The sequence below is a fragment of the Vibrio navarrensis genome (assembly GCF_015767675.1).
Classification (GTDB): Bacteria; Pseudomonadota; Gammaproteobacteria; order Enterobacterales; family Vibrionaceae; genus Vibrio.
On sequence record NZ_CP065218.1, the window covers coordinates 178120 to 192679 of the forward strand.

General features: G+C 49.7%; 10 protein-coding genes. 4 read left to right on the top strand and 6 right to left on the bottom strand.

The features are described 5' to 3' along the window. Positions 1–147: 147 nt before the first annotated feature. The 3 genes from I3X05_RS17625 to I3X05_RS17635 are packed head-to-tail and all read right to left on the bottom strand — an operon-like array spanning position 148 to position 5341. Positions 148–3207, bottom strand: a complete 3060-nt coding sequence (locus I3X05_RS17625; protein ID WP_337971355.1) for an efflux RND transporter permease subunit — start codon at positions 3205–3207, stop codon at positions 148–150. Next, a complete protein-coding gene (locus tag I3X05_RS17630) occupies positions 3207–4268 on the bottom strand; it encodes an efflux RND transporter periplasmic adaptor subunit (protein WP_045572179.1) in 1062 nt (353 codons plus the stop codon). The genes I3X05_RS17625 and I3X05_RS17630 overlap by 1 nt, the downstream gene beginning before the upstream one ends. Continuing rightward, complete coding sequence (locus tag I3X05_RS17635; protein ID WP_045572293.1) at positions 4268–5341, bottom strand: efflux RND transporter periplasmic adaptor subunit; 1074 nt, start codon at positions 5339–5341, stop codon at positions 4268–4270. Before I3X05_RS17635 ends, I3X05_RS17630 begins: the two co-directional genes overlap by 1 nt. A gap of 160 nt (positions 5342–5501) precedes the next feature. Between I3X05_RS17635 and I3X05_RS17640 the strand changes: the two genes are divergently transcribed. Beyond that, entirely contained in the window at positions 5502–6215 is a 714-nt protein-coding gene (locus I3X05_RS17640) for a TetR/AcrR family transcriptional regulator (protein ID WP_045572178.1), read from the top strand. On the opposite strand, the gene I3X05_RS17645 is transcribed toward I3X05_RS17640, so the two are convergent. The 3 genes from I3X05_RS17645 to I3X05_RS17655 form a co-directional block, all read right to left on the bottom strand. Further along, complete coding sequence (locus tag I3X05_RS17645) at positions 6161–7309, bottom strand: S1 family peptidase (protein ID WP_082069799.1); 1149 nt, start codon at positions 7307–7309, stop codon at positions 6161–6163. The two genes, I3X05_RS17640 and I3X05_RS17645, sit on opposite strands and share 55 nt — an antisense overlap. Positions 7310–7390: 81 nt before the next feature. Beyond that, positions 7391–8524 (bottom strand): glycine cleavage system aminomethyltransferase GcvT, encoded by a 1134-nt coding sequence (gene gcvT, locus I3X05_RS17650; protein WP_045572177.1) that lies wholly within the window; start codon positions 8522–8524, stop codon positions 7391–7393. Between the two features lie 291 nt (positions 8525–8815). Next, complete coding sequence (locus I3X05_RS17655; protein ID WP_045572176.1) at positions 8816–9439, bottom strand: helix-turn-helix domain-containing protein; 624 nt, start codon at positions 9437–9439, stop codon at positions 8816–8818. A gap of 375 nt (positions 9440–9814) precedes the next feature. Here I3X05_RS17655 and I3X05_RS17660 point away from each other — a divergent pair, with 375 nt between their 5' ends. From I3X05_RS17660 to gcvP, 3 genes are all read left to right on the top strand, one after another. After that, positions 9815–11110: a serine hydroxymethyltransferase gene (locus I3X05_RS17660; protein ID WP_045572175.1), complete on the top strand. Its 1296-nt coding sequence runs from the start codon at positions 9815–9817 to the stop codon at positions 11108–11110. Between the two features lie 40 nt (positions 11111–11150). Next, entirely contained in the window at positions 11151–11531 is a 381-nt protein-coding gene (gcvH, locus tag I3X05_RS17665) for a glycine cleavage system protein GcvH (protein ID WP_045572174.1), read from the top strand. A gap of 119 nt (positions 11532–11650) precedes the next feature. Then, positions 11651–14515, top strand: coding sequence for an aminomethyl-transferring glycine dehydrogenase (gcvP, locus tag I3X05_RS17670; RefSeq protein WP_337971356.1), 2865 nt, complete (start codon positions 11651–11653; stop codon positions 14513–14515). Positions 14516–14560: the final 45 nt, after the last annotated feature.

Consider the following 14560-nt stretch of genomic DNA (forward strand, 5'->3'; position numbering starts at 1 on the left):
CGATGATTTCTAGCCAAATATTCGTTGAAATGTAGATTACAGAGCTTTGAAAACAAAAATGAAATGCTGTGGCGCTGCCCACTGAATACAAAAAAGCCCCATTAGTGTTTCAATGGGGCTTTTTATTAACACATTAATTAGCTTTGTTTAGCATGTCGCATTGGGCTTTATGTGAAACAAAATGGCAAACATCACGGGGACGATAATCAATGTCAGAACCGTAGCAAAGCCTAGGCCTGCCATAATTGTGATCGCCATTGAGCCGAAAAAGGCATCAAACATCAGTGGGATCATACCCAAAATCGTTGTCAACGCGGCCATGCTGACCGGACGCACCCGGCTCACCGCACTGTCGATAATCGCCTGATAAGGTTCTTTACCCGAAGCAAGTTCAATATTGATTTGATCCAGCAGCACAATGCCATTTTTCAAAATCATGCCACTTAAGCTCAATAGCCCCAAAAACGCGGTGAAGCTAAACGGCATGTTGGTGGTCAACAAGCCAAACGAGACACCAATGATCGAAAGTGGCACAGTAAACCAAATCACCAGTGGTTTTTTCAGCGAGTTAAACAGCAATATGGTGATGACAAACATCAGCAAGTAACCCATAGGAAGCGAGCCGAACAGCGCTTGCTGGGCATCTTTCGACGACTCATACTCACCACCCCAAGTGATGCTGTAGCCATCGGGCAGAGGCAGTGCCATCACTTTCGGCTGGATACGCGCGAAAAGACTGGCTGGCGTATCGTCACTCAAAATGTCGTGGTCAGCCAGCACCGTTAGGGTGCGCTTACGGTCACGACGCTGAATCAAAGGCTCTGTCCAATCAAGCGTCACACCATCGATGACCTGATCTACCGGAACGTAAGTCTGTAGCGACGGGCTCCAGATCTTCACATTCTGCATCGATGCAAAATCGACCCGCTCGGATTCGGGTAAACGACCGACGATCGGCAAAATGTGCGTCCCATCTCTCAGTAGCCCCATGGTATTGCCGCCAAACGCCATTTGCAGGGTGTTTGACAGTTCCTCTTTGGAGATCCCCAAACGACGCGCTTTCGACTCGTTAAATTGCGGTACTAGTTCTTTGGTGCGTTCACGCCAGTCGTGACGAATGTTTCTCGCTCCCGGATCAGTGTGCAGCACATCTTCAACTTGCTTTGCTATATCTCGCAATACTTGTGGATCAGGACCTGAAATACGCGCTTCTATCTTAGATGCAGGCGATGGGCCAAATTCCATCAATTTAAACTGGAACGTCGGTTTGTCAAACTGGCTCGGCAGCGCTTGCGTCAGTTCATCCAGCAGTGCAAACATGCTTTCTCTGTCGAGGGCACGCACCTGCAATTGCGCATACGCTTCATAGCTTTTTTCCGGTTGGTAGGTCAAAGCAAAACGCTGCATCCCTTGACCAATGGACGTCGACACAAACTCCACTTGCTCATGCTGGCGAATAAAACGCTCTACCTTTTCGGTCTGCAACGTCGTTTGGCGGATATCGGTTCCTTGCGGCATCCATATATCGACGTAAAACATCGGCGTATTCGACGGCGGGAAGAATGACTGTTTCACCATGCCAAAAGCGAATACCGCCGCCACTAATAGCCCCACCATGGCGGTGACGGTCAACCAACGAAAACGCAGGGCAAATTTTAGCATCGCAGAGAAAATCACAAATAACGCGCCTTTGTAAGGATCTTCCTCTGTGTCACTGCCTTTTTCTTCCTCTTTGAGCAGCAAATCGGCTAGAAATGGCGTAATGGTTAACGCGGTCACCCAACTGAGGAAAAGGGAGTAGCACAGCACCCAAAACAGCGATCCCATAAACTCCCCAGTCGCATCCTGCGACAAGCCAATCGGAGCAAAAGCGGTAATCGCGATCACCGTTGCACCAAGCAGTGGCCATTGTGTTTGCTTGACGATATCAACCGCTGCCTGCACTTTACTGCGCCCTTTCTTCAGACCAACCAGTATGCCTTCCACCACCACAATGGCGTTATCCACCAGCATGCCCAGTGCGATGATCAACGCGCCAAGCGAGATACGGTGAAGTTCTATCTTGTTGTAATCCATCAAGATAAAGGTACCAAACACGGTAAGAAGCAGTACGAGGCCAATGATGATGCCACTGCGCATGCCCATGGCAAACAGCAAAACGATGATCACAATGGCAACGGCTTGCGCGAGGCTGACGATAAAATCTTGCACCGAGGTATCGACTTCGGCGGCTTGATTATAGAAATAGTTCAGCTCAACGCCCGCAGGTTTTATCGATTCGAGCAAAGCCAACTCTTGGCTGACTTTCTGCCCGACTTCCACCACGTTGACACCTGAGGCAAAGGAGATCCCTAAACTGATTGCTGGCTTGCCGTTGAAGGTGACGATGTTGGTCGGCTTCTCTTGGATATCTCGGCGGATGGTAGCCACATCTTTGAGACGGATCAGGTTGCCCGTGTCACGGCCGTGAATGATCAGATTTTCCAGCGCTTGAACAGACGTAAATGTGCCGCTCGGGCGAATGGTCAGGCTTTCACCGTTCACCATCACTTCACCAGAGGCCACCACATTATTCTGTTGGTTGAGCAGCCCAGCAACGGTATTCATGTCGAGGTTTAACGCAGCCAGACGATCAAGCGAGATCTCGACAAACAACATCTCTTGCTGATCGCCAGCAATCGCCACCTTGCCCACACCGTTAATCAACTCCAGTTCACGGGTCAAATGGTCGGCGTAACGTTTGAGCTCCACATAATCGTAGCCATCACCACTGAGCATGATCATCACGCCGTAAACATCACCGAAATCATCAATGATCTGCAAAGACTGGACACCCGAAGGCAATGTGGGCTTGAGATCATTAATCTTGCGCCGCATTTCATCCCAAATCTGTGGCAGCTCATCGGGACCATAATCCATCTTCATGCTCACCATGATTTGCGACATACCATTCGATGACGTCGAAGTAATATGGTCTATATACGGAAGCTGACGGATCTCTTTCTCCAGCGGATAGGTCAGCTCCTCTTCCACCTCTTTAGAGGTCGCGCCGGGATAAGTTGCAATAATCATCGCATCTTTAATGGTAAAAGCGGGATCTTCCAAGCGGCCGAGATTAAGGAAAGAAGTCACGCCACCAATGGCTAGAATAATAATAAACAGCCAGCTAATGACGCGGTTCTTGATGGAATATTCTGCGATATTCATTATTGATTGCTCTCCACCATTTTGACGGTTTTTCCTTCACGCAGTTTGCGCAGATTGGAATTCACTACCACATCCCCTGACGTAATACCTGAAGAGATAATGGCACCTTGACCATTGATTTGACTGACCTTAACTGCCACTCGCGTCACCTGCCCTTGATTGAGCTTCCAGACAAAGAATTCGCCAGACTCACGTCCGGCATCCAAGCTGGTCATTGGTAATTGATAGCCGTCCACCGAGGTGATGCCCGCCGCCTGCATATCCACTTCAACACTGGCGCTGGTACCGGGCAAAATCGGCGGTGAGATCTGCTCCATCGCTAACCACATGGCATAACTGCGAGACTGCGGATCGGGTTCACTGGTGTACTCCAAGTAGTGCACCGGAAACTCGCCCTCGACGCCAGAGAAACGCGCTTTCGGCTGATATGTCGCTGATTGACGATCGGGATCCACTTTGGCGAGCACGTTATCGGATAGCTCAATTTGCACGTAGACCTTATCATCCTGATAGAGATTAAGAATTGGTTCACCAATTTCTGGGCGTTCATAACGCTCTTTGAACACATCGGTGACGGTCCCCGAAAATGGCGCCACCAAGCGGGTGTATTCCAGCTGATTTTTGGCCATCTGATACTGTGCATTGGCGAGCTGGCGATTGGCCGTGAGTTCATCAAGCTCCGCTTGAGAGATCATCGCTCGCTCAAACAGCTCCTTACCGCGTTCATGCTGCTTAAGCGCCAACGCATGTTTCGCTTTGGCATCTTCCAGTGCCTGCTTTTGTTTGCTGTCGTCGAGTTTGGCCAGCAGTTGGCCTTGTTTTACGCGATCGCCCGCACGCACCAACACTTGCAAAATTTCGCCAGTGGTACGAAAGGCAATCGGCGTCTGCTCCGCGGCCACCACTTGCCCTTTAAACACGCGATATTGCGTTGTCACTGGCGCCCCGACTTGGTAAGTCGAAACGGTCAGTACATCACTTTGATGGTCTGGAACGTGCTCTTGGCAGCCGGCTAAACCCAATAAAGAAAGTAGGGTCAGCGTGATTAACGATTTGTTCATTAGATCCCTTCCTCACGTTGCCACGCTTTGACTACCTGCCCTTCGGTAAGATTTTCCACTCCGGCAATCACCACTCGATCTTGACGATTCAAACCTGAAATCACATCCCCGTTCGCATTGAGTGACAATGTCACCTTCTTCAATTGTTGATTCTCTTCATCCAACAGCCAAACGTCACCTTGCGAGCCTTTCTTTGACACCCAAGCCGCTTCTGGCAAGGTTAAAAACGGGGTTATATTCGCTTTACCAATCGAAACTTGTCCTGTCATCCCACTGAGTAAGTTCCTGTCTTGCGGACGTGTGATGGTCACAATCGCCGTGTAGCTGTTGGTATCAGCATCACGGCGCGTGGTGATCTCTTTGAACTGAGCCGGGATAGGCTTATCGGGTTCGCTGTCCATCGTTACCCACATAGGAAGATTCTTCAGCTTGTCTAAGCCATTCGCCTCAACATAAGAAATAGGAACGGTAAACGAAACGTCTAACGAACTGTTGTCGATCAAGTTAAGGATTTGCTGTTTGGCGGCAACCACCTGATTGGGTTTGACGTAGGTATAGGAAACCACGCCACTAAACGGCGCTTTCAACATCGCATAACTTAAATCCGTTTTTGCCTGTTCATAGGTCGCTCTCGCCGCGGTAAATGCGGTTTCTGCTTGATCATAAACATCGGTACTAATGAGCTTCTTGTGATACAAGCTTTGTGCTCTTTGCCACTGAGTTTGCGCCAGCGCGTATTGCGCACTCGCCGCATCTAACTGCAACTGCAGATCGGCTTGATCTAATCTGGCTAACAGCTCTCCTTGTTGTACTTCATCGCCCATGCGCACAGTCAATGCATCAATTTGACCCGCCACTTGAAAAGAAAGTTGCGCTCGTTTGGTAGCATCAATTTGCGCAAGGAAACTGTCCGCCGAACTCGCCATCAAATCGTTCACCGACAAAAGCTTTACAGGTTTCACCGTCAACACCGTCGTTTCAGAAACAGCCTGATTACACCCAACAAGCAAGCCAATCGTAGCTAAAAGCACACTGCTATTGAGCAAAGTGCGTTTTATCAAAGGTTTTCGCACAGTCGCTTCTCCAATCATCCATTTATTACACAGATGTGCAGTATATTAAGATTCAAGAAACGATCAATATATTTTCCAACTGTACAGCAAAAAAATTAGTCAATTGACGCCCTTGTGGTTACACTAGGTCGTTTTTGCAAAAGGGGAAAAATGCTCGGTTATGTCAGAAAGAAAGCAAGGTCGTCGTAGCGCTGAAGCGGCAGAGCAAACCAAATGCGAGATCCTCAAAATCGCGGCAGATATGTTTGCTACCCTCGGCTTTGAGCGGGTTTCGTTACGTAATATCAGCGAGCGAGCGGGTGTCTCGCACAGCCTGATCCGCCATCATTTCGGTAGCAAAGAGAAGATTTGGCAAGAGATCAGTGACGCTTTGGATGACTATCTGCAAACCTACATTACCGAATTGATTCGTGAGATTTCGCAGCAAAATAGCGATTGTGCTCAGCAAATTTACGAATTTTTAGTGCGCATGTGCGCGTTTACGTTGGTGCACAAACAGCCGATCCAATTGATTGCCGATGCGGTTCGCCAAGACGACAATGCGCTACTGGAATATTTCCTGCGTTCCAAAGACGAATTCGCTGCCGCGTTTGAGCCGCTTTACACCCAATACAACTTACGCCACCCTGAAAAACCGATCTGCATGTGGGAAATGAAATGGCAAATGCTACTGCATGCCCATGGCGCATGCAGTTTAACGCCATTTCTTGGCGAAACCTGGCCGGGCATCAGCGATGCCGATACACTTCTACTTAAGCATTGGGAATTGTTTAACCAGCAGATTGCTAGACAACTCAATATCCATCAGGACAAGATGATTCATCCCAGCAAACTGGACGATATTGTTATTGAAGTGGCCTGCCGTACCCAGTAATCCCTCACAATGAAAAATTGCACGAAACGCCGTTGCCAAGCAAGGGCGTTTCTGCACCAGCAAAGCAGTAAGCACATCATTAAGCCAACCCCGAACGCTCCACCTTCTCTCTTCAAGGCCAGCGCGGCTTCCAGCCCAGCCGTTGTATTTGCCGCCTCAGGTACATAATCGCCGTTGAGATAATCGACACGCATCTGTTCTGTGATCACTATTTTGGCCGTTTCTTTGCCGCTAAGCACACGGTTGATCCAAGTCGAGTAGTCTTGAATTTCAGTAAATACCGACGTAACGGGCCACTGCGGATCACCACACGTCTGCGGGCCAAAACTGGTCAAGCCCACTTGGACAAGCGTGCCGTTGTTGTTCCAGTAGACAGGGCCACCAGAATCGCCATGACAAGTGCTGTTTTTCAGCTGCGATGCACTGCTATAGTTGCCATCGAAACAGATCTGCTTTGAGGTAAGGTAACGACCCGCGGAAAATGTCGCAGCGCAAATATCGTTTGCAACATAGTTAAGCGAAGCGGCTAGTAGGCGCGTGTCACTGTCATCATTGGTTTGGGTATTACCATGCCCGACAGTGAAAAATGGCTGCCCGGCACTTCGATACGATTCATCGCTTGGTCGCACTATCACATCATTAATCGCATCGATATTCATCGCTGTGGCCAGTTTCAACACCGCGATATCATCGGGAAACAACACTTGCGCGCTGTCGATAAAGCTGTCCGGGTAGTAGATCTCGCTCACCCGTAGCCTTTGAATATTGCCAAAGGGATACTGCTTTTCATCTTGCAGTTGTGGCACCACCACCATAAATAAAGGCAGTGAAGCGGAACCCGTCACGCAGTGCGCTGCGGTTAATACATGCAGAGGGTCGAGAATACTCGCACCACAATAGGGGCCTGAATAATAGATACCGTTGTATTCGAGCGAGTCATAGTAAAGGCTGGCAATTGAGGAATAATCGGAAACACTGACCACATCGCCATTGACCACACGAGTTTGTGGCAAAGATTGCGCGCATAGCACAGCTGATGCCAGCATGGTGGCGGCAACCAGCGAACAACGGGATAAAGAAGTGATAGAAAACATAACACCGCGCCCCCAGATAGAAGCGCGGTGTTGATTGGAGAAAGCAAGCTCACTTGCTTAGGGATTCAGCACAACGCTTCGTTAACCACGGTAGTAGCGTTGCGGTACAAAAGGCATTTTCTCTACCGCCATCGGTAGCAGCTTGCCACGAACTTCGGCAAACACTTCGGTGCCAATCTCAGTAAGGTCCGCTCGTAAGTACGCCATAGAAACTGGTTTACCTGCATTCGGACCTGCGGTACCACTGGTTACTACACCCACTTTATTACCATCTGCGTCGAAAAGTTCAGCCCCTTCACGAACGGGAGCTTTAGTTAAACCCACCAAACCAACACGTTTGCGGGATACATCTTTGCTTTCAATTTGTTTTAGGATGATGTCTGCGCCGGGAAAGCCACCCTCACGCTCACCGCCTGTGCGACGCACTTTCTGAATTCCCCAAAGCAGGCTCGCTTCCACTGGCGTGGTGGTTTGATCGAGATCGTGACCATAGAGACACAAACCACACTCCAAACGGAGAGAATCACGCGCGCCCAGACCAATCCATTCCACTTCTTGCTCCGCAGTCAGTGCACGAGCCAGCGCTTCTGCTTTGTCGGCGGGAACCGAGATTTCGTAGCCGTCTTCTCCAGTATAGCCGCTGCGAGAGATGATGCATTCTTCGCCCAGCAATTCGAGTTTCTGCACATCCATAAACAGCATCTCAGCCACTGCTGGTTGGAAACGCGCGAGAACTTCAGCGGCTTTCGGACCTTGAATCGCCAACAGAGCGCGATCATCAATCACTTCCAGCTCAACATCCGAAGGAATGTGTGCTTGCAAATGGTTAATGTCCTGCTCTTTACAAGCCGCGTTCACCACAACGAACAAATGGTCGCCAAGGTTTGCCACCATCAGATCATCCATGATGCCGCCCTGCTCATTGGTAAAGAAGGCATAACGCTGCTTACCTTGCGCAAGATCGATAATGTCAACGGGAACCAGAGACTCAAGAAACGCCGCTGCACCTTCACCGTGTAATCTGAGCTGTCCCATATGAGAAACATCAAACAAACCTGCTGCGTCACGCGTGTGCAGGTGCTCTTTCTTCACACCTAGCGGATATTGAACTGGCATATCGTAACCAGCAAACGGCACCATTTTGGCGCCCACTTCAATGTGTAGCGCGTGAAGCGGTGTTGTCAGTAATTCTTGGTCAGAGTGTTCTTGAGTCATTTTCGTCTCCATTAGCTAGACCCAGCACAGCGATCTATCAGCAATTAAGTTGAGCAGTTTTCCACCAAGGGAAAATTCTGTTTCCTATAATAAACACGAGCTAACGAGTTTTGCACGATCAACTCGTTTAGAACCGTTCAAAATGTGACATTTAACAATTTAGTCACAACCGAAAGAGGTAACAACAACGCCGAAATGCGGGTTTTATCAGCAAATCGGCGCTATTGTAATTAAGATTTCCGTAAAAGCAAACGTTTGCCTTCACTATAGGAAATTTACATCTTGTTAGCACTATTTGGCGGTCACCCACAAAATGTGTGCATCTTCGTCACTGACCGACACCAACATGTGCCCCATATTGGCATCGTAGTAGACACTGTCACCTTCGCTAAGCACCACAGGTTCGTAGAATTCTGAGAAGAATTGTACCGCCCCAGAGAGAATCAACAGGAACTCTTCCCCGTCATGGCGAACCCAATCCCCGTACTCATCAAAACTACGCGCATGAACCACGCTTTTGAATGGCATCATTTTCTTATTGGAAAGTTGTGTTGCTAGTAACTCATGCTCGTAGGTTTGGGTTGGGTGTGACTTACCCAGCCCTTTCTTGGTGATATCCCGACGGCCAGTGGCCACTTTTTTTCTTGGTGGCTCAAAGAGTTGTGGCATATCAATCTTCAGACCGTGCGCCAATTTCTGCATCGCTTGAAAGGTTGGCGAGATCTGTTCGTTCTCAATTTTACTTAAGGTTGAACGTGCCAAGCCCGTGCGTTGACTCGCCTCTTCGAGGGTGATTCCCAACTTGGCGCGCACCTCTTTAATTCGCTGACCGAGCTTAAGCGGCTCGATATTTTGCTCTTGCGACTCTTTCGCCAGTGTCAGAGATGGGTACTCATCATAGAAATCTTCCGACATATTTCCCTCGTATTTATTCTTCGCTTCCTGTTCAAAAATCATTGTGCATGAAGCCTAAAGTGGAGAAAAGTGCAGCAGGGTAAATAAAGCGTGCTCTTGTTAACAAAAAACGCAACCATGTTTCCTATAGGAAATTTTCGGTTGATTGTTCAGTTAACAACGGGTATGTTACCAACTTGTTAGTTGAAGAGATGCTTTTTCCGCACGCATTGACCGAAGGAAGTAACGTCGATCTGCGGCCTTTTGTACCCATTTGGGATGGATTTCGCTCTGAACAGGACGGCTAATTTATAGCCGGTTCAGCTAATACAAAGGACTGTCGAATCAGAGAACGACGGTACACAGATTCGACAGATGATTGAAAGGTTATCTACCATGAACAGCACTTACCAAAACCACAGCTTGGAAAATTTTTTCTCCACTAACTTGTCAGCAACCGACGATGCGGTGTTTGCTGGTATCCAAGCTGAATTCACCCGCCAAAACGAACAGATTGAGCTCATCGCTTCTGAGAACATTGTCTCGAAAGCGGTGATGCAAGCCCAAGGCACCTGCCTGACCAACAAATACGCTGAAGGTTATCCCGGTCGCCGCTATTACGGTGGTTGTGAACACGTTGATACCATCGAAGCGATTGCTATCGAGCGCGCGAAAAAACTTTTTAGTTGTGAGTACGCAAACGTTCAACCCCACTCTGGCGCGCAAGCCAACGGGGCCGTTAAGCTCGCTCTCCTTCAACCGGGCGACACCATTTTAGGTATGTCGCTTGATGCTGGTGGCCATCTTACTCACGGCGCTCGCCCTGCGCTTTCAGGCAAATGGTTCAACGCGGTGCAATACGGGGTGGATAGCCAAACACTCGAGATTAATTACGATGACGTTCGCGCCTTAGCGCTTGAGCATCAACCGAAGATGATCATCGCAGGCGGCAGTGCCATTCCACGCACCCTCGATTTTGCCAAGTTCCGGACGATTGCCGATGAAGTTGGCGCGCTGCTGATGGTCGATATGGCGCACATTGCAGGCTTAGTCGCAACCGGCGCTCACCCTAGCCCACTGCCACATGCTCATGTAGTCACGACGACAACGCACAAAACTCTGCGCGGCCCTCGCGGCGGTATGATCTTGACCAATCACGAAGAGATCAGCAAAAAAATCAATTCTGCGGTTTTCCCCGGTTTGCAAGGCGGACCATTAATGCACGTTATCGCGGCTAAAGCGGTGGCGTTTGGTGAGGCGCTTGGCCCTGAGTTCAACACTTATATCGATTCGGTGATCAATAACGCAAAAGTTCTGGCTGAAGTGTTGCAAACTCGCGGCTGTGACATTGTGACTGGCGGAACGGATACGCACTTGATGCTGGTTGACCTGCGTCCGAAAGGACTAAAAGGCAACAAAGCAGAAGAAGCATTGGAGCGTGCAGGGATCACATGTAACAAAAATGGCATCCCATTCGACACGGAAAAACCTATGATTACATCGGGTATCCGTTTGGGTACACCAGCAGGCACCAGCCGAGGCTTTGGCGCACAAGAATTCAAACTCATTGGTCATTGGATTGGCGATGTACTGGATGGATTGGTAGACAACCCTGAAGGTAACGCTGAAGTAGAGCAACGCGTGCGCAAAGAAGTGAAAGCACTGTGCGGCCGCTTCCCTCTTTACCAATAAACCGATTTTAAATCCTAGTAAGATATTTGGAGATTAAGCAATGGACAAAACACTGAAGTTTACAGATAGCCACGAGTGGGTACGTGACAACGGTGATGGTACTGTAACTATCGGTATCTCTGAGCACGCACAGGAATTGCTGGGCGATGTGGTATTCGTCGACTTGCCAGAACTGCAAGCAGAATTCGAGGCAGGCGATAGCTTCTCATTGGTCGAATCCGTGAAAGCGGCTTCTGACATTTATGCGCCTGTCACTGGTGAGATTGTTGAAGTCAACGAAGAGCTTTCTGACAGTCCAGAACTAATCAACGAAGAACCTTATGAGGGCGGTTGGATTGCGAAGATCAAGATGGCTGACCCATCTGAACTGGATAATCTCAAAGATGCAGAAGAGTATCTAAGCTCTATCGAAGAAGATTAATTAAGACATTTCGACATAAAGCTGCCGGCACCGTGGGCAGCTTTTTTTCAAGGCTGAACGACCCAAAGCGCATGCTAAGAAACGCAGAGGACACACAGCTTATTTGAAGGTAAAGGACCATGACTGAATTACTTCAAAGCCTCAACACACAACATGAGTTCGTTGCTCGCCACAACGGACCGAATCAATCTGACCAGCAAAAAATGCTGCAAGCGATCAACGTCGCAAGCCTTGACGCCTTGATCGAGCAAACCGTTCCTGCGCAAATTCGCTTGGAAAAGCCGATGCAGCTTGCGCAAGCGAAAAGCGAAGCAGACATGCTACTAGCGATGAAACAGTTCGCCAATCTAAACCAAGTGAAACGTACTTTCATCGGCCAAGGTTACTACAACACGCTGACACCGAATGTCATTTTGCGTAACGTGCTGGAAAACCCGGGTTGGTACACCGCCTACACGCCATACCAACCAGAAATTTCTCAAGGTCGATTGGAATCGCTGTTGAACTATCAACAGATGGTGATGGACCTAACCGGCATGGACATTGCGAACGCGTCGCTGCTTGATGAAGCCACTGCAGCGGCCGAAGCGATGACCCTTTGTCAACGTGCTGGTAAGAGTAAGAGCCAAGTGTTCTTCGTCGCCGACGACGTTCACCCACAAACCATCGAAGTGGTTAAAACGCGGGCCAAATACTTTGGTTTTGATGTGGTCATCGGCGCGCTAGATGCTCTGCCTCAAACTGAAGCGTTCGGCGCACTACTGCAATACCCGGGCACAACCGGTGAAGTCCGCGATCTCACCGAGATCATTGCTAAAGCGCAAGCGAACAAAACATTGGTTTCTGTCGCCACTGATTTGCTCGCGTCTACCCTACTCAAGCCAGCAGGCGAAATGGGCGCTGACGTGGTTATTGGCAGCGCGCAGCGTTTCGGCGTTCCAATGGGCTACGGTGGTCCGCACGCAGCGTTTATGGCCACGCGCGAGCAACACAAACGTACTATGCCGGGCCGCGTGATTGGCGTTTCTATTGATGCCAAAGGCAACCAAGCATTGCGTATGGCGATGCAAACTCGTGAGCAACACATTCGCCGCGAGAAAGCGACGTCAAACATCTGTACGGCTCAGGCGCTGCTTGCCAATATGGCCTCTTTCTATGCCGTTTATCACGGCGCGCAAGGCCTTCGCACCATCGCTCGTCGCACGCACCACATGACCGCGATTTTGGCAGCTGGCCTGACCAAAGCGGGTTTTGAACTGGCCCACAACGCTTTCTTTGACACCATCACCATCAACACCGGTGACCAGACTCAAGCGCTTTACGCTAAAGCGCAAGCCGCCGACCTCAACCTACGTTTGCTTGAGGGTCAGATCGGCATCAGCTTTGACGAAACCACCACGGTTACTGACGTCGAAGCACTCTTTGCTATCTTCGGCGTGAATGAAACCGTCAACGCTCTTTCAAGTGACATTGCAAGCAACGAATTTGCCGCGATTCCAGAAAACTGTCGTCGCACGAGTGAGTATTTGACCCACCCAGTATTCAATACCTACCACAGTGAAACGCAAATGATGCGTTACCTGAAAAAGCTTGAAAACAAAGACTTCTCGCTGACACACGGCATGATTCCACTCGGCAGTTGCACGATGAAGCTCAACGCAGCGGCAGAGATGATTCCGGTCACTTGGCCAGAATTTGGTGCTCTGCACCCATTTGCGCCGATTGAACAAGCCGCGGGTTACACTGCGCTTGCGGAAGATCTTAAAGCTAAGCTGTGTGAGATCACGGGTTATGACGCGTTCTCGCTGCAACCCAACTCGGGCGCATCTGGCGAATACGCTGGCCTAGTGGCGATTCAACGCTACCATGAAAGCCGTGGTGAAGGTCATCGTAACGTCTGCTTGATCCCAAGCTCAGCCCACGGCACGAACCCAGCCACGGCCTCTATGGTGTCGATGAAAGTCGTGGTGGTGAAATGCGATGAAAACGGCAACGTTGATCTGGTTGATTTGGCAGACAAAATCGAGAAGCACAAAGAAAATCTCTCTAGCATCATGATCACTTACCCTTCAACGCACGGCGTGTATGAAGAGCAAGTGAAAGAAGTATGTGAAATGGTTCACGCTGCTGGCGGTCAGGTTTACCTTGATGGTGCCAACATGAACGCGCAGGTTGGCTTAACCTCTCCGGGCTTTATTGGTTCAGACGTGTCGCACCTTAACCTGCACAAAACCTTCTGTATTCCGCACGGCGGTGGCGGCCCGGGTATGGGCCCTATCGGTGTGAAATCGCATCTTGCGCCTTTCCTTCCGGGCCATATCGAAAACGGCGTGCAAGGCAAAGAGTTCGCGGTTTCGGCTGCCGATCTCGGCAGTGCGTCTATCCTGCCAATTTCTTGGGCCTATATCGCCATGATGGGTGCCGACGGCTTAGCAGAAGCGACGAAAGTAGCTATCCTCAACGCGAACTACGTGATGGAGCGTCTACGCCCGCACTACCCTGTGCTTTACCGCGGTAAGAACGGCCGTGTCGCGCACGAGTGTATTATCGACATCCGTCCGCTCAAAGAAGAGACAGGCATCAGCGAGGAAGATATCGCTAAGCGTTTGATGGACTACGGTTTCCATGCGCCAACCATGTCTTTCCCAGTGGCAGGCACCTTGATGGTTGAGCCAACTGAATCGGAAGATCTGGCGGAGCTTGATCGTTTCTGTGACGCGATGATCGCGATTCGTCAAGAAATCACCGCAGTGAAAGAAGGGGCATGGCCACTTGAAGACAACCCGCTGGTCAATGCGCCGCATACTCAAGTCGATCTGATGGCTGAAGAGTGGGCACACCCATACCCACGTGAATTGGCGTGTTTCCCTTCAACTGCAACCAAGAAGTCCAAATACTGGCCGACGGTTAATCGCGTGGATAACGTCTACGGCGACCGTAATTTGATTTGCTCTTGCCCGAGCATTGATAATTATGCCGAGTAGTTCCGTATAAATACACATCAAGGCGGGCCAATTGTTGGCTCGCCT